The sequence below is a fragment of the Sphingomonas faeni genome (genome assembly GCF_023195535.1).
Taxonomy (GTDB): domain Bacteria; phylum Pseudomonadota; class Alphaproteobacteria; order Sphingomonadales; family Sphingomonadaceae; genus Sphingomonas; species Sphingomonas faeni_B.
The window spans coordinates 1-16575 of the sequence record NZ_JALPNF010000005.1; the positions used below are offsets into that span (position 1 = coordinate 1).

Annotated in this window: 13 protein-coding genes; 5 read left to right on the forward strand and 8 right to left on the reverse strand. The window is 66.9% G+C overall.

The genetic code is table 11. The features are described 5' to 3' along the window. Positions 1 to 269 precede the first annotated feature (269 nt). From atpD to SPHN_RS11125, 5 genes are all read right to left on the reverse strand, one after another. Positions 270 to 1754: a F0F1 ATP synthase subunit beta gene (gene atpD, locus SPHN_RS11105; protein WP_055873598.1), complete on the reverse strand. Its 1485-nt coding sequence runs from the start codon at positions 1752 to 1754 to the stop codon at positions 270 to 272. Between the two features lie 4 nt (positions 1755 to 1758). Continuing rightward, the gene (locus SPHN_RS11110; RefSeq protein WP_248523319.1) at positions 1759 to 2358 is read right to left on the reverse strand and encodes a hypothetical protein; all 600 of its coding nucleotides are present in this window, start codon (positions 2356 to 2358) and stop codon (positions 1759 to 1761) included. Between the two features lie 14 nt (positions 2359 to 2372). Beyond that, positions 2373 to 3266 (reverse strand): F0F1 ATP synthase subunit gamma, encoded by an 894-nt coding sequence (locus tag SPHN_RS11115; protein WP_248523321.1) that lies wholly within the window; start codon positions 3264 to 3266, stop codon positions 2373 to 2375. Positions 3267 to 3366: 100 nt separating this feature from the next. After that, positions 3367 to 4896 carry a F0F1 ATP synthase subunit alpha gene (gene atpA, locus SPHN_RS11120; RefSeq protein WP_056488470.1) on the reverse strand — a complete coding sequence of 510 codons (1530 nt, stop codon included), beginning with the start codon at positions 4894 to 4896 and terminating at the stop codon, positions 3367 to 3369. 4 nt (positions 4897 to 4900) lie between these two features. Further along, entirely contained in the window at positions 4901 to 5455 is a 555-nt protein-coding gene (locus tag SPHN_RS11125; RefSeq protein WP_248523322.1) for a F0F1 ATP synthase subunit delta, read from the reverse strand. A 315-nt stretch (positions 5456 to 5770) separates the two neighbouring features. On the opposite strand from SPHN_RS11125, the gene SPHN_RS11130 reads away from it, so the two are divergent. Beyond that, a complete protein-coding gene (locus SPHN_RS11130; RefSeq protein ID WP_248523324.1) occupies positions 5771 to 6448 on the forward strand; it encodes a dienelactone hydrolase family protein in 678 nt (225 codons plus the stop codon). A 264-nt stretch (positions 6449 to 6712) separates the two neighbouring features. Here the strand turns inward: SPHN_RS11130 and SPHN_RS11135 are convergent, their stop codons facing one another. Continuing rightward, complete coding sequence (locus SPHN_RS11135; protein ID WP_248523326.1) at positions 6713 to 7558, reverse strand: oxidoreductase; 846 nt, start codon at positions 7556 to 7558, stop codon at positions 6713 to 6715. Positions 7559 to 7672: 114 nt separating this feature from the next. Between SPHN_RS11135 and ada the strand changes: the two genes are divergently transcribed. Then, positions 7673 to 8701 carry a bifunctional DNA-binding transcriptional regulator/O6-methylguanine-DNA methyltransferase Ada gene (gene ada / locus SPHN_RS11140; protein WP_248523328.1) on the forward strand — a complete coding sequence of 343 codons (1029 nt, stop codon included), beginning with the start codon at positions 7673 to 7675 and terminating at the stop codon, positions 8699 to 8701. A 3-nt stretch (positions 8702 to 8704) separates the two neighbouring features. Here ada and SPHN_RS11145 read toward each other — a convergent pair whose 3' ends face one another. Together SPHN_RS11145 and SPHN_RS11150 are read right to left on the reverse strand one after the other, a co-directional pair. Further along, positions 8705 to 10336, reverse strand: coding sequence for a hypothetical protein (locus tag SPHN_RS11145; RefSeq protein ID WP_248523330.1), 1632 nt, complete (start codon positions 10334 to 10336; stop codon positions 8705 to 8707). 72 nt (positions 10337 to 10408) lie between these two features. Beyond that, positions 10409 to 11926 carry a S1C family serine protease gene (locus SPHN_RS11150; RefSeq protein ID WP_248523332.1) on the reverse strand — a complete coding sequence of 506 codons (1518 nt, stop codon included), beginning with the start codon at positions 11924 to 11926 and terminating at the stop codon, positions 10409 to 10411. Positions 11927 to 12060: 134 nt separating this feature from the next. On the opposite strand from SPHN_RS11150, the gene SPHN_RS11155 reads away from it, so the two are divergent. From SPHN_RS11155 to SPHN_RS11165, 3 genes are all read left to right on the forward strand, one after another. Further along, positions 12061 to 13596, forward strand: coding sequence for a CpaF family protein (locus SPHN_RS11155; RefSeq protein WP_248523334.1), 1536 nt, complete (start codon positions 12061 to 12063; stop codon positions 13594 to 13596). A gap of 283 nt (positions 13597 to 13879) precedes the next feature. Then, a complete protein-coding gene (locus tag SPHN_RS11160) occupies positions 13880 to 15124 on the forward strand; it encodes a PDZ domain-containing protein (RefSeq protein WP_248523336.1) in 1245 nt (414 codons plus the stop codon). Between the two features lie 8 nt (positions 15125 to 15132). Then, positions 15133 to 16575 (forward strand): hypothetical protein, encoded by a 1443-nt coding sequence (locus SPHN_RS11165; protein WP_248523338.1) that lies wholly within the window; start codon positions 15133 to 15135, stop codon positions 16573 to 16575.

The window sequence follows — 16575 nt, forward strand, 5'->3', positions numbered from 1 at the left end:
CGCGCGCGGGCGCGGCCGCAGGGAGATGGGGCGGGACGTGTTGGAGGGCGCCCACGATGTCTTGGGCGGCGGGGACCGAAGCCTCTGTCCCCCCCCCGGGGGCGGGCGGTTTTTGGGGGGGGGAGGAGTGAGAAGGGGGGGGGGGGGGCCCCCCCCCCCCCCCCCCGGGGGGGGGGGGGGGGGGGGGGGGGGCCAGTACCGGGCGAGGGCGCTTGTGGCGGCCCCTCACCCCAACCCTCTCCCCGCAGGGGAGAGGGAGCTAGAAAGGCTTACGCTTCCGCGGCCATCTTCTCGGCCTTGGCGACGGCTTCGTCGATGCCGCCGACCATGTAGAACGCTGCCTCGGGGAGGTGATCATACTCGCCCTCGACCACCGCCTTGAACGAACGGACCGTGTCTTCGAGCTGGACGAACTTGCCGCTGATGCCGGTGAAGACCTCCGCGACGTGGAACGGCTGGCTGAGGAACTTCTGGATCTTACGCGCACGCTGGACGGTGAGCTTATCTTCCTCGCTCAGCTCGTCCATGCCGAGAATCGCGATGATGTCCTGCAGCGACTTGTACTTCTGCAGCGTCGACTGAACGGCACGCGCGGTGTCGTAATGCTCCTGGCCGACGACGCGTGGCTCGAGCAGACGCGAGGTCGAATCGAGCGGGTCGACCGCCGGGTAGATGCCCAGCTCCGAGATCGCACGGTTGAGGTTGGTCGTCGCATCGAGATGCGCGAACGACGTCGCAGGCGCCGGATCGGTAAGATCGTCTGCAGGGACGTACACGGCCTGAACCGAGGTGATCGACCCCTTGTTCGTCGACGTGATGCGCTCCTGCAGAGCGCCCATGTCGGTCGACAGCGTCGGCTGATAGCCCACCGCCGACGGGATACGACCGAGCAAGGCCGAAACCTCTGCGCCCGCCTGCGTGAAGCGGAAGATGTTGTCGACGAAGAACAGCACGTCCTGGCCTTCGACGTCGCGGAAATACTCGGCGATCGTTAGGCCCGACAGCGCGACGCGAGCGCGTGCGCCTGGCGGCTCGTTCATCTGGCCGAACACGAGCGCGACCTTCGAGCCTTCCGACTGCGGATTGCCGTCGGCGTCCTTGGCGATGACGCCCGCGTCGAGGAACTCGTGGTACAGATCGTTACCCTCGCGGGTACGCTCGCCAACGCCTGCGAACACCGAGGTGCCGCCGTGACCCTTGGCGATGTTGTTGATCAGTTCCTGGATCAACACGGTCTTGCCGACGCCGGCGCCACCGAACAGACCGATCTTGCCGCCCTTCGCATAGGGTGCGAGCAGGTCGATGACCTTGATGCCGGTGACCAGGATCGCGCTCTCGGTCGACTGGTCGACGAACAGCGGCGCCGAGGCGTGGATCGGGGCAGTCGTCTCTGCGCCGACCGGACCACGCTCGTCGATCGGCTCGCCGATGACGTTGAGGATGCGGCCGAGCGTCTTCGGGCCGACCGGCACGCGGATCTGCGAGCCGGTGTCGGTGACGGTCTGGCCGCGGGTCAGACCCTCGGTGGCGTCCATCGCGATCGTGCGAACGGTGTTCTCGCCGAGATGCTGCGCGACTTCGAGGACGAGCCGGTTGCCGTTATTGTCGGTTTCGAGCGCCGACAAAATAGCAGGCAGGTTGTCGGGGAAATGCACGTCGACGACGGCACCGATCACCTGCGAGATGCGGCCGGTGTTGTTCGTGGCCTTCGAGCTGCCCTCGGTCGGGCGGATGTCTTCAGCGGCGGTTGCCATCACACTATCCTTGGGTCTTGTTGTTGGCCGGGTTGGTAGCCGGTGAACGGGTAAAAGTCACGTCGATGCGCTCGGGCGCACCGTTGGTCGAAGGCACGATCGCGACCTTGGCCGGTGCCGCATCGAGCGGCTGGCCGAGGCGGATCGCGCGCAAGAGGTCGGGCGACGCCTTGATCTTGAAGCGGCCGAGAAACTCGCCGACGGTTTGCGCGAGTCGCATCCGTGCGGTCGTCGCGTCGACCGGATCGGTCAGCGTCAGCGTATAGGCCACGGTATCGATCGCCGCGGCGGTCTTGCCCGTAACAGCGACCGAGGTCGTGTTGGGCTTGGCCGCGTTGGAATTGGAGAACATCCGCGGCTGGCCCGTTGAGACGTAAATCTGCCCTTGCGGAGAAAAATCATCTTCGTTGGCTAGCGAATACTTGTTGAGAGCGAAGCCCGCCTGGTTGATCGCGCCGATCGTCTCCTGCGGCGCGCCGAACAGCCGGTCCCACCCCGACAGCGTCGCGACGGAGGCGGTCTGCGCCGCCTCCTGCTCGCGCACCGACGGTGCCGGCTTGCCGCAGCCAGCCAGCCCCAACGCCATCGGGGCAGTCAGGGTCAAGGCGACCGCGAGCCTCATTTCAGCGCTTCGGCACCCGAGATGATCTCGACCAGCTCGGTCGTGATCGCGGCCTGACGCGTGCGGTTATACTGGATCGAGAGACGCGTGATCATGTCGCCGGCATTGCGCGTGGCGTTGTCCATCGCGTTCATGCGCGATCCCTGCTCCGACGCGGCGTTTTCCAGCAGCGCGCGGAAAATCTGGATCGCGACGTTGCGCGGCAGCAGATCGGCGAGGATCGCTTCCTCGTCTGGCTCATACTCGACGACCGCCTCGGCAGGAGCGTTTGGCTTGGCTTCCGCACCGGGGATCGACGACAACGGAATCGGGATGATCTGGATGCCGGTCGGAAGCTGCACCAGCGCCGACACGAACTTCGCGTAGAACAGATGCGCGACGTCGAACTGGCCTTCGCCGAAGCGCTTGATCAGATCCTCGGAGATTTCCTGCGCGTCGCTGAACGCGAGCTTCTTGATTCCGCCCATCTCGTGGTCGGCGAGGATGTCGTTCGGGAAGAAGCGCTTGATCACGCGCCCCTTCTTGCCGGCGACGTAGAACTTCACGGTCTTGCCGGCTGCGATCAGCTCCTCGGCCTTGCGACGTGCCGCGCGGACGATGTTGGTGTTGAACGCACCGGCGAGGCCACGCTCCGACGTCGCGATGACGATCAGGTGGACCTGGTCCTTGCCGGTGCCCGCGAGCAGCGGCGATGCGCCCGGCGCGATGCCGACGCGCCCCGCGAGGCTCGCCATCACCGCTTCCAAACGCTCGGCATACGGACGCCCGGCGACCGCCGCGTCCTGCGCACGGCGCAGCTTCGCAGCGGCGACCATCTTCATCGCCTTGGTGATCTTCTGCGTCGACTTCACCGAGCCGATGCGGATCTTGAGGGCTTTCAACGACGCCATTTAGTTTCCTACCTCGTCATCCCAGCGAAAGCTGGGATCTCGTGCCACAAGCCGCTCACTGGCGGCCTGAGACCCCAGCTTTCGCTGGGGTGACGGTCAATTATGCAAACGTCTTCGCGAACGCTTCGAGCGCCGCCTTCAGCTTGTCCTTCGCCTCGTTACCCAAATCGCGGGTATCGCGGATCAGCGTCAGCACGTCGGCATGGTTCGCGCGCATGTCGGCCAGCAGCGCCTGCTCGTAGCGGGTCACGTCGGCGACCGGCACCTTGTCGAGATAGCCGCTGGTGCCGGCGAAGATCGAAACGGTCTGCTCCTCGAACGGCAGCGGCGAGAACTGTGCCTGCTTCAACAGCTCGGTCAGGCGCGCACCACGGTTGAGCAGTTTCTGCGTCGACGCATCGAGATCCGAGCCGAACTGCGCGAACGCCGCCATCTCGCGGTACTGCGCCAGCTCGAGCTTGATCGAGCCCGACACCTTCTTCATGGCCTTGGTCTGCGCGGCCGAGCCGACGCGGCTCACCGACAAGCCGACGTTGATCGCCGGGCGTACGCCCGAGAAGAACAGGTCGGTTTCGAGGAAGATCTGGCCGTCGGTGATCGAGATCACGTTGGTCGGGATGTACGCCGAAACGTCGCCCGCCTGCGTCTCGATGATCGGCAGCGCGGTCAGCGAGCCGCCGCCGTTCGCGTCCGACATCTTCGCCGCACGCTCGAGCAGGCGGCTATGGAGATAGAACACGTCGCCCGGATACGCTTCACGACCCGGAGGACGACGCAGCAGCAGCGACATCTGGCGGTAGGCGACCGCCTGCTTCGACAGATCGTCGTAGCAGATCAGCGCGTGCATGCCGCGATCGCGGAAATACTCGCCCATCGCGACGCCGGTGTACGGTGCGAGATACTGGAGCGGTGCGGGGTCCGACGCGGTCGCGGCGATGACGATGGTGTATTCCATCGCGCCGTTCTCTTCGAGCGTCTTGACCAGCTGGGCGACGGTCGAGCGCTTCTGGCCGATCGCGACATAGACGCAATACAGCTTCTTCGACTCGTCGTCGCCAGCGTTGGCGATCTTCTGGTTGATGAACGCGTCGATCGCGACGGCGGACTTGCCGGTCTGGCGATCGCCGATGATCAGCTCGCGCTGGCCACGGCCGACGGGGACGAGCGCGTCGATCGCCTTGAGACCGGTCTGGACCGGCTCGCTGACCGACTGGCGCGGGATGATGCCCGGTGCCTTCACTTCGACGCGGCTGCGCTCGGTGGTGTGGATCGGACCCTTGCCGTCGATCGGGTTGCCGAGGCCGTCGACCACGCGGCCGAGCAGCTCCTTGCCGATCGGCACGTCGACGATCGTGCCGGTGCGCTTGACGATGTCGCCTTCCTTGATCTCGGAATCGCTCCCGAAGATCACGACGCCGACGTTATCGGCCTCGAGGTTGAGCGCCATGCCCTGCACGCCGTTCGAGAATTCGACCATCTCGCCGGCCTGGACGTTGTCGAGGCCGAAGATGCGCGCGATGCCGTCGCCTACGCTCAGCACCTGGCCGGTCTCGCTGACCTGGGCCTCGGTGCCGAAATTGGCGATCTGATCCTTGATGATCTTCGAGATTTCTGCGGCGCGGATATCCATTAGCTTAGCCCTTCATCGCGTGCGCGAGAGTGTTGAGACGCGTCTTGATCGACGAATCGATCATCTGGCTGCCGACGCGGACGACGAGCCCACCCAGCAACGATGGGTCGACGCTGAGGTCGACGGAAACTTCACGGCCGACGCGCTGGCGGAGCTGATGCTTCAGCTCGATCACCTGCTCGTCGGTCAGCGGATGCGCGGACGTCACCTCGGCGGCGATCTCGCCGCGATGCTGCGCGGCAAGTGTGCGGAATGCCTTGATGATCTTCGGCAGCGCGCCGAGCCGGTGGTTCTCGGCGAGGACACCGAGGAAGCTCTTGGTGGTCGCATCGACACCGAGTTCGTCGGCGACCGCGGAGACTGCCTTCACGGCGGCGCCACGCGAGACCATCGGGCTCACCGTCAGCGTGCGGAAGTCCGCGGACTGCGCGAGTGCGTCGCGCACATTCGCCAGGCTCGACTCGACCGCATCGATCGTCTTCGCGTCACGCGCGAGTTCGAACAGGGCCAGCGCATAACGCCCGCCTAAGCTCGCTTGAATACCGCCGGATGTCTCCACGGAACCTCTATCCTCGCCTGCAACGAATAACCGACCCAAAGGAAGAGAGGGCGCGAAAGCACCTCTCCTGGGACGCGGCGCGGTTAGCATCGGGTTGTCGGATTGGCAACCCGGCGGGAGGGTCGGAGGGACGGGTTTGTGACTGTTTTGTCATTCGCGTCGAGGCGGCCACCCTTCCTATGTCATCCTCGCGAAGGCGTGGATCCCTATCTCCGGACCCAGCGCTTCGCCGCACGGCCTGCTACTATGGGTTCCCGCCTCCGCGGGAATGACGGTATTGGACAGCCGTTACGACCAATCGACGAGGACGAGAGAATGACCGGCACGATGGAAACGATGACGATGTCCGACGGCGCGACCGTCGCGGTCTATCACGCGCAGCCGACCGGCGAGCGCCGCGGTGGCCTCGTGCTGGTTCAGGAGATCTTCGGCGTGACCGACCACATCCGCGACCTCTGCGACGAGTATGCCGCCGACGGCTATGAAGTACTGGCCCCCGCGCTGTTCGATCGCGAGCATCCCGGCTTCGAGGCGGACTATTCGGGCGACGGCCTCGCCCGCGGCATCGAGCTTGCGCGGCAGCTTCACCCGTTCGAGCTGTCGCTGAAGGACGTCCAGACCTGCATCGACACGCTCGCCCACGCCGGGCCGGTGTTCGTGGTCGGCTATTGCTATGGCGGTTCGGTCGCGTGGTTCGCGTCGACCAAGCTTACCGGCGTCGCGGCGGCGAGCGGCTATTACGGCAGCATGATCCCCGCTGCGGCGGACGAGGAGCCGAAGGTGCCGGTGATCCTCCACTTCGGCCGCCACGATCACGGGATTCCGATGGAGGGCGTCGAGCAGGTCATCGCGAAGGATTGGCCGAACGCGACGGTGTATGTCTACGAGGCGGGCCATGGGTTCAATTCGGACCGCCGGAAGGATTACCACGAGCCGAGCGCGGATCTGGCGAAGGCGCGCACGCTAGAGTTGTTCCGCGCCAACGGCGGCTGATCACCGCCCCCCCTTTCCTCCACCCCGGCGAAGGCCGGGGCCCAATTGGAAAGGTGGCAATAATTGAGGGATGCGCTCCGTTAGCGACGTCCCCCAATTGGGCCCCGGCCTTCGCCGGGGTGGTGGCTTCGGTAGCAGGCCTCGGCGCAGGCTGGCGCTACAGTCTTGTAGGCCGCGCCTGCTTCCGTGTTCTCCCGCGAAGGCGGGAGCCCAGTCTGGATCCCCGCCTTCGCGGGGAAACAACTCTCTTTAGCCCCTCCCGGGTTACTCCACCGGAAAATCCGCCCCCAAGCTGTCCGCCTTGTGCGCCTCGATCTCCTTCAACCGCCCGGCCATCTTCTCGACGACCGCATCATACCCCCAGGCCCCCAGCACCAGATGCCGCGGCGGGTTCGCCCCCTCGGTCAGTGCGATCATCGCCTCGCCAGCCCGCACCGGATCGCCAGCCTGAGTCCCGCTAACCTCACGCGTGCCGTCGAGCCGCTTGCCGGCCGTCTCCGCATAGTCCGCGATCTTCACCGGCGTCTGCTTCAGCGACCGCCCCGCCCAATCCGTCCGGAACGGCCCCGGCTCGACGCAGGTCACATGGATTCCAAGCGGCTTCACCTCGGCGAGCAGCGAGTCCGACCAGCCCTCCACCGCGTGCTTCGACGCGGCATAATAACCCGAGCCCGGAAACCCGACCAACCCGGCAACCGACGTGATGTTGATCACATGCCCGCTCTTCTGACCGCGCATGATCGGCAACACCGCCCGCGTAAGCGCGAACAGCCCGAACACGTTCGCATCGAACTGCGCGCGGATTTCGGACTCCTCGCCCTCCTCGATCGACGCCTGATAGCCATAGCCCGCATTGTTCACGAGCACGTCGATCCGCCCGAACTTGGCCTTCGCCTGCGCCACCGCATTGTCGATCTGCGCCTGGTCGGTCACGTCGAGCGACACCGCCAGTGCACGGTCCTCCGCGCCCTCCGCGAGATCAGCCACCCGCCCCGCATCGCGCGCGGTAACCACCGCACGCCAACCGCGCGCGAGCACGAGCTTGGCGAGTTCGCGACCGAAACCGGTCGAGCAGCCGGAAATGAACCAGACGGGCGTGTCGGAGGCCATGAGACATCTTTCGTTATGGGGTATGCACGGAAGAACGGCCGGGCCGCCCATTCGGGTCCGCTTTGATCGCAAGCCGCGGGATGCGCGCGCGTCGCGACCGGCTATACCGATCCAATGAGCACCGCCCCCGACGACGACACCGCCTGGACCGCGTTCGAAGCCCGCGATCGCGCGTGGGATGGCCGGTTCGTCGTCGGCGTGAAGACCACCGGCATCTACTGCAAGCCGAGTTGCCCCGCGCGCCACCCGAAACGCGAGAACGTCACCTTCCACCCAGACCCCGCCAGCGCCCGCGCCGCCGGCTTCCGCGCCTGCCTGCGCTGCACACCGGACGAAGTCGGTCGCGACCGTATCGCTGTCGCCGCCGCCATCGCATTGCTCGAAGCCGCCGAAGACCGCCTCTCGCTCGACGCGGTCGCGGCCAAGGTCGGCTACGCGCCGCACCATTTCCACCGCCTGTTCAAGCGCGCCACCGGCGTCACGCCCGCCGCCTATGCCCGCGCCCTGCGCACCGGCCGCGCGGTCGACGCCCTATCGGAGGATTCGACCGTGACCGAAGCGATCTACGACGCCGGCTATTCCGCCCCGAGCCGCTTCTACGAGGCCGACGCCAAACGGCTCGGCATGGCCCCCAGCGCCTGGGCACGCGGCGGCGAAGGCGTCACGATCCGCTGGACGGTCGCCGACACGAGCCTCGGCGCATTGTTCGTCGCCGCCACCGACAAGGGCCTGTGCCGCGTATCGTTCGACGAGGATGCCGATGAACTCCACCGCCGCTTTCCGAACGCCAGAATCGAACCCGGTGACGCGGCGCTCGCCGACTTGGCCGCGCAGGTCGTCGCCGCCGTCGAATCTCCCGATCGCGACCACGACCTCCCTATCGATGTCCGCGGCACGGCGTTCCAGGAAGCGATCTGGCAGGCGCTGCGAACGATCCCGATCGGCGAGACACGCACCTATAGCGAACTCGCAGCGCTCGCCGGTCGCCCCGCGGCAGTACGCGCCGCCGGCACCGCGTGCGGGCAGAACCCGGTCTCGATCGTCATCCCCTGCCACCGCGCGCAGCGGATCGGCGGCGCGCTTGGCGGCTATGCGTATGGGCTGGAGCGCAAAGCCGCGTTGATCGAGCGGGAACGGGGTTAGGCGTCACCCGGCCGGAGGCGTCTCGGCAGCCCCATCCTGGCCCGGCCCCTGCACCTGGCCTTGGGCCTGTCCGAGCGACCGCAACGCCTCCGGACCGATCTTGCCCGATTCGAGGATCGTGATCAGACGCGCCGCGGGATTGTCCGCCGGCAGATGCGGGTTGAAGGCGAGCGGGCGCAAGGTCCGCTTGGCATCCTCCGCATCGCCGTCGCCAATCTCCTGGGCGGCGACCTTGAACCGCAGACCGGGATCTTGCGGCACGAGTTCGAGCGCGCGCTTGACGCCGGTTATCGCCACTTTGGTCGGCGGCGTTCGCTGCGCGCCGAAGCTGTCATAATATAGCGACAACGCCTCGGCATCGTCGGGGGCGAGGCGGTTGGCCTTGACGACCCAGCTTCGCGCCTCCTTCCACGCATCGGCATCCTTGGTGGACGCGGCACTTGCCCGCCGCAGGTGGATCCTGGCCTTGTACAGCAACGCCTGCGCCATCTTGGGGTCCGCGGCCAGGGCGCGGTCCGCGGCCGCTTCGGCATCGTCGTCCTGAACCGCATCATAGGCCATCTCGGCGAACCAGCCCTGCGCGACGGCATCGGTCGGATAGGCCGCGGCGATCGTCTTGGCGCGGGTGTAGATCGGCTGCGCCGTCTGGCGGTTCACGCCGCGTTCGGATTCCATGCGAAGCGGCATCAAGGCTTCGGCGCCGGCACTCAGCGGTTCGACGGTGATCTTCGGATCGGGGAGCCGCGAATAGGCGATCTTGATGCCGGGGATCGTCGATCGTGCGAGATAGGCGTCGAGCGCCCGATCGAGCGCGCGCAGGTCGCCGAACGCGGCCCGTGCCGCCGCGACGCTGGGAACGCCCTTGTTCAAGGCGTCGAGATAGCGCCCGAACGTCGCGCCGCGCGCCGGATCGAACATGATATAATGGGTCAGCAGCCAGCCGCGTGCGTAGAGCGAGCCACGTTCCTCGTCCGACAGCCGGCGCGATCCGGTATCGAACAGGCGCTCGGCCGGCAGCCCGCGGGTCTTGAACAGGCTGTACGCCCGGTGCTGCGCCGCGACGCCGACCATGACGCCGTCCTTCTCGAACCGCGCGGTCGAGACGAATTCGGCATAGCCTTCGGAAAACCAGGCGGGATAAGCGGCGGCGAACGTGCCGAGCAGGAAATGATGCGCGTATTCGTGGAACAGCACGATCTCCGGCTTCAGATTGGCATCCGCGCCGCCGGAGCGAGGCGTGAAGGCGATCAATCCGTTGACGCGCGGCAGGTAGAATCCGGCGACGTTGGCGCTGCCCTTGCCCATCAGCTTGCGGACATCGCTCGCCGTGTCGACGACATAGACGGTCACGCGGTTCGTGCCCGGCTCGGCGGGCGGGGTGTTGGCACGGTGCAGGATACGCATCACGCCATCGAACTGCTCGAGTTGCGTCGCGGTCTTGCGCAAGGCGGTCTCACCGGCGTTCGAATAGACGACGAAATGGTCGGAGGTGGCGCGCAACCATTTCGCCTCCGCAGCGGCCGAAAAGCAGGCAGCACCCGCCGCTGCGATCACGCAGGTATACCGAACCCATCCCGAAACCCCGATCATCGCGCCCCCCTGCCCAGCCCCTGCCGAACCCTTGCCGGGCGTCATGCCGGCCGGTCGTTCTTTTGCGCAGTCGAGCAGATTCCGGGGCGGGAAGCTATTGGTTACGTCCGATGCCGGTCATTTTGCCGACTTGCAGGAATAGACCAGCTTTTCGTTCGGCAGCGGTGGCAACACCGCGCGGACCGCCGCCTGCTGCCCGGCGAGCCGACCCAACGCGGCATCGTCCATGTTGCAGACGTTCGGCACGACACCGCGCGCGGTCCGCGCGGCGGTCATCCCCGCCGCCGACAGCAGATAGCGCGTGTTCGAATAGACCCGCGTTGCCGGATCGAACGACAGGACGGAGACGGTCTGCTCGTCGTCGGGCACCAGCACGCGGTCCCAGCGGCCGCCCCCATTGCCGTTTTGCGCGCCGACATATTGCGTCTTGCCGTTCACGCAGCCCTTTACACCCCAGTCGATCGGCACGTCCTCGCTGGACGAGATCGTGATCCGGCTGCGCTCCGGGATCAGCGTGCAGATCAGCTTGCCGAGCGCGGCGTCGGGCGTCGAGATGCGGGTCTTCGGGAGCGCCGACAAGGGGACGTCGACCTCGCCCGAGGGGCGCAGCACGAAGACGATGATCGCGACCAGCACGCTGACGCCGCCGACCGACACCGCCCAGATCGCCTGGCGCCGCTGGCCCCGCGATTCGAGCAGCCCAGCGCTGCCGATCACGAGCGCGCCCGCGACCAGCAGGAGCCCGGCGATCGCCATGACGTTTTCACGCGCTCGCCCGGCCTCGGTCCGCGCCTTCTCCAATGTGACCTCGCGCGCCATCGCATCCCGGGTCGCTGCGTCGCGCTTGGCGGATGCCGCGTCGGCGGTCGCGCGCGCGTCGGCGTCGCTGTCCTGCCGCAAGCGATCCTCGATCGACGTGCAGCCCGTACCGATCGACGCGTAGGGCTGTTTCGCGTCGCGCAGGAAGCCGGCCAGTTCGGTATCCGCGATCGCGAACCCGAACGTCGAATCGCCTTCCTCGCCGCGCGTGATCGCCGAATTCACCCCGATCACCCGCCCGCAACGATCGAGCAGAGGCCCGCCCGAATTACCACGCGCGATGCTGGCGGTGTGCAGCAACACCTCGACGCCGCTCAGCACGCGGCGGCCCGAGAGCACGCCCTCCGACCGCACCGGCGTCATCGGCCGGATATAGTCCGCCGCCGACCGCGCCGTCGCGAGGTCGACATTGCCCGGGAAGCCAAGCGACACCACCGCATCGCCCTCGCTCATCGGGCCGGTATAGAGCGGGCTCGGCGGCAGGCGCGCGCCGGTGAACTCGATCAGCGCCAGGTCGCGCTGCGAATCATACGCGATCACCTTGCCCTGGTAGGATTTGTCCCCCTCGGTCGGCACGATGCCGACGACCACGTTGTCGGGATAGCGCTCGGCGAGATCGACGACGTGCGCGTTGGTGACGATCCGGTTGGGCGCGATCGCAAAGCCGCTGCCGTGCCCGAAGCCGACCACCTGATCGTCGACCACCGCGATCGTCACGACGCGCACCACGCCGCGCCCGGCGGCGGCGATGTCGTCGGCCGACGCGGAACTGGCCAACCCGAAAGTCAGCGCGAGGAGAAGCAGCAGGCGGATCATGCACCAGCCTTCGGGGAGTTCTTGACCGCGATCAACCCTGCAGCGGATCCGCAGATCCCCGCCATTCCGGTTTGGTTAGCGAATTATCAAGCCTTCGACCCTAACCCGGTATGCACTTATCCGGGGATTTGGGCATGAGTGCATTCGGGCGTCGTAATGGCATGAGCGGGGGGCAAGCGGCCCGGCCCGCATTCGGCGTCGCCCGTCCCATGCAGGGCGGTGGCCCCGCGCCGCGGTCCGAACCCGAGGGCGGTGCGCAATTCCCGCCGATCGACTCGTTGCCGATGCCCGGCGAATCCGACGGCTTCGGCCTCGGCACGATGCCCGCCGGCCAGATGGACGCGATGCAGCGGCTGTCCGATCGCCAGAATGCGAGCGGGGAAGCGGGCAACAGCCGAACCGAGGGCTTCGAACAGTCGATCCACAAGATCAAGGAACAGGTCCTCCCGCGCCTGCTCGAACGCGTCGACCCGGAAGCGGCGGCGACGCTCAACAAGGACGAACTGGCCGAGGAATTCCGCCCGATCATCGGCGAAGTGCTCGCCGAGCTGAAGCTGACGCTCAACCGCCGCGAACAGTTCGCGCTGGAAAAGGTGCTGGTCGACGAGTTGCTCGGGCTCGGGCCGTTGGAAGAGCTGCTGGCCGATCCGAACATTACCGACATCATGGTGAACGGCCCCGACCAGACCTATGTCGAGCGCAAGGGCAAACTCGAGCTCGCGCCGATCCAGTTCCGCGACGAGGAGCATCTGTTCCAGATCGCGCAGCGGATCGTGAACTCGGTCGGGCGCCGCGTCGACCAGACGTCCCCGCTCGCCGATGCGCGTTTGAAGGACGGGTCGCGCGTCAACGTGATCGTCCCGCCGCTATCGTTGCGCGGCACCGCGATCTCGATTCGTAAATTCTCCGCGAAACCGATCACGCTCGACATGATGGCGGGGTTCGGATCGATGTCGCCGAAGATGGCGACCGCGTTGAAGATCGCGGGGGCATCGCGCTTCAACGTGGTGATCTCGGGCGGTACCGGCTCGGGCAAGACGACGATGCTCAATGCCTTGTCGAAGATGATCGACCCCGGCGAGCGCGTGCTGACGATCGAGGATGCGGCCGAGCTTCGCCTGCAACAGCCGCACTGGCTGCCGCTCGAAACGCGGCCGGCCAATCTGGAGGGTCAGGGCGAGATCTCGATCCGCGATCTTGTGAAGAACGCGCTGCGTATGCGGCCGGACCGGATCATCCTGGGCGAAATTCGTGGGTCCGAGTGTTTCGACATGCTCGCGGCGATGAACACGGGTCACGACGGCTCGATGTGCACGCTCCACGCCAACTCCCCGCGTGAGGCGCTCGCCCGCATGGAGAACATGGTGATGATGTCGGACATCAAGGTGCCCAAGGAAGCGATCTCGCGGCAGATCGCGGACTCGGTCGAGCTGATCATCCAGGTGAAACGCCTGCGCGACGGCTCGCGCCGGGTGACCAACATCACCGAGGTGATCGGCATGGAGGGCCCGGTGATCGTCACGCAGGAGCTGTTCAAGTTCGAGTATATGGACGAGTCGGCGGACGGGAAGATCCTTGGGGAATACCGGTCGATGGGGCTCAGGCCGTACACGCTGGAGAAGGCCAAGCAGTTCGGGTTCGACCAGGCGTATCTGGAAGCGTGCCTGTAGGGGGCCTTGGCTCACGACAGTTCGCAGCATGCATGACGCCACCACCCCGGCGAACGCCGGGGCCCAGTTGGAAAGGTGGCAATAACGAAGCGCCGTCCGACATCATCACCGTCCCCCCAACTGGGCCCCGGCCTTCGCCGGGGTGGAACAGCTTGGAGTGTCGTACGCCTTGATCGGCGGGCTGCTTGATCGGCGGCCTGCGGCGACCTTCGTCGGGTCTCGACCCCGCTTCGGCGACGCATCCGCTTGTACCGCTCCCGCGACCCGCTAGGGACCACCGCACATGCGTCGTGCCCTTTTCGCCCTCGTCCCGCTGATCGCGGTCCTGTTCGTTTCCGCGCGCGAACCTGCGCCTGCACCATCGCCAGCTGATTCTACCGCCAATTCTACCGTCATCTCTCCTGCTGCCCGGGACCGCGGCACCTACACCCTCGCCCCCGACGCCGAGGCCCGCTGGATCCCGTTCGACCTGACCCCCGGTAACCAGATCCGCTTCACGATGCAGATCGACGGCCGCGACGTCACCGCGATCCTCGATACCGGCGTCAGCTATTCGTTGCTCGCCAAGGCCTCCCCCGCGGTCGACACCGCCAAGCTGGTCGCCGGCGGCAGCGCGACCGCGATCGGCGGATCGGTCGCCTTAGGCTGGATGCCTACCCGCAGCGTCGCGCTCGGCGGCCTCGCGCGGACCGGCGGCGGCGTGACGGTCGCCGACCTGCCCGCGATCGCCACCGGCAGCGCGTCCGCGGTCGACCTGCTGGTCGGTGCCGACATGCTCGCCGGCCACGCGCTCGATATCGACTATGCCGCCAAGCGCTTCCGCCTGCTCCGCTCCGGCCGCCTCCCGTTCAAGGGCGAGACCGCGCCGCTGCGCGTTTCCACCGAACGCAGCGTCTACGAAAGCGCGATCACGCTCGGGGGCCGACGGCTCGCGCCGATCGTGGTCGATACCGGCGACGGATCGTCGATCACCATCACGACGCCGGGATGGCAGGCGGCGAACCTAACGGCGCTGCGGACCACCAGCGCAATCTCGTTCGGGCTGGCCGGGGCGGCGGTGAGCGGTCTCGCGATCGTTCCCGAGCTCCGCGTCGGCGAGATGATCGCGCACGATGCCGAAGTTCGGATCGAGCCCGCAGGCGGATTCTCACAGGCGATCGGCACCGCCGGTCGGATCGGCTCGGGCTTCCTCCAGAATTACCGCGTGCTGCTCGATCCCGGCGCCCGTCGGATGATATTGAGCCGCGGACCCAGGGCCGACCTGCCGCCGCCGCGTTCGACCAGCGGGTTGCTCATCGGCATCGAGAAGGACCGGCTGAAAGTCCTGCACGTCATGCGCGACGGCCCGGCGGCCGCGACCGGCTGGAAGGACGGCGACCTGATCTGCACGATCGACGGCACGCCGATCCGCGCCGACTATCCGACCAGTCCGATCGCGGCCTGGACTGCCGACAAACCTGGCCGTGTCGTGACGCTCGGCCTGTGCGACGGCACGACACGCACGCTCGAACTGACGCATTTTTATTAGGACGATCCATGTTTAGTCTGCGTCACCGATCGGGGCAGGCCATCGTCCTGCTCCTCCTTGCCCTCGCCCTCCGCAGCCCGTTCTTCGGCAACCAGGTGATCCATAGCGACGAGCAATTCTACCTGCTGGTCGGCGATCGCCTGCTGCAGGGTGCATGGCCGTTCGTCGACATCTTCGATCGCAAGCCGGTCGGGCTGTTCCTGATCTTCGCTGCTATCCGCAGCGTCGGCGGCGACGGCGTGCTGATGTACCAGCTCGCCGCGACGCTCGTTGCCGCGGGCACCGCATGGCTCGTCGGTCGGATCGTCGACCGCCTCGGCCCCACGGGCGCGAGCCCGGTGGCGAGCCTGGGCGCGGGGCTGATCTATCTCGTCTGGATCGTCGTGTTCGACGGCGCGGGCGGACAATCGGCAATATGGGGCAACACGCTGATGGCGGCGGCGGCGCTGGTGGTGCTCGATACAACGCGCGACCCGCGGCATATCAGCCTGCGCGGCGCCGCGGCGATGCTGCTGATCGGCATCGCCATGCAGGTCAAGTACACCGCGATGTTCGAGGGGATCTTCTTCGGCCTGACGCTGCTGTGGACCGCGCATCGCGATGGCCGATCGATCGGCCGACTGGCGGCCGACGCCGGCCTGTGGATCGGTGCGGCACTGCTGCCGACCGCGCTTGCCTGGGCCGTCTATGCCGCGGCCGGCCACGGCGATGCCTTCGTCTTCGCGAACTTCCTCTCGATCTTCGGGCAGCAGGACGACGACACGCTGCGCTCCAATCTCCTGAAGCTGCTTGGCGGGATCGGCCTCAGCTTGCCGCTCGCCTGGCTGGCGTGGCGTGGCCGACGGGCCGGCGGCTTCGCGCTCGGATGGGTCGCCGCCGCGGTGATCGCGATCCTGATCATGCACACGTTCGAGCTGCTCTACATGCTGCCGCTCGCGCTGCCGCTGTCGGTCGCCGCCGGCACGGGACTTGCCGGGCCGACCGTCCGCACGACCATATTTCGCCTTGCCGCAATACTCGCGTTCGGTGCGCTCGCCGCGACCATCCTGACGAGCATCCGCGTCGGACGGCGCGGTAACGCACGGCAGATAGCCCAACTCGTCCAGCTGATCGGCCAGCATCCGCGAGGCTGCATGTTCGCCTATGGCAGCGAACCGATCCTCTATTTTCTCACCCGGTCCTGCCTACCGACGCCCTATATCTTCCGCAGCCATCTGGGCCAGACGACCGAGTCGCATGGTACGGGGGTCGATCCGGTCGCCGAAGTCACGCGACTGCTCGCGGCCCGTCCGGGCGTGATCGTCGTGCGCGCGCCCAAACCGAGCACGAACCTCGCGACCCAAGCGCTGGTTCTTCGCGCGATCGCGATGCGCTATCGGCTGGTCGGTTCGGTAAAGATCGGCGAGTTGCCCCAGAGCGTCTATCGCCTACGGACGGACGCTCGCCGCTGA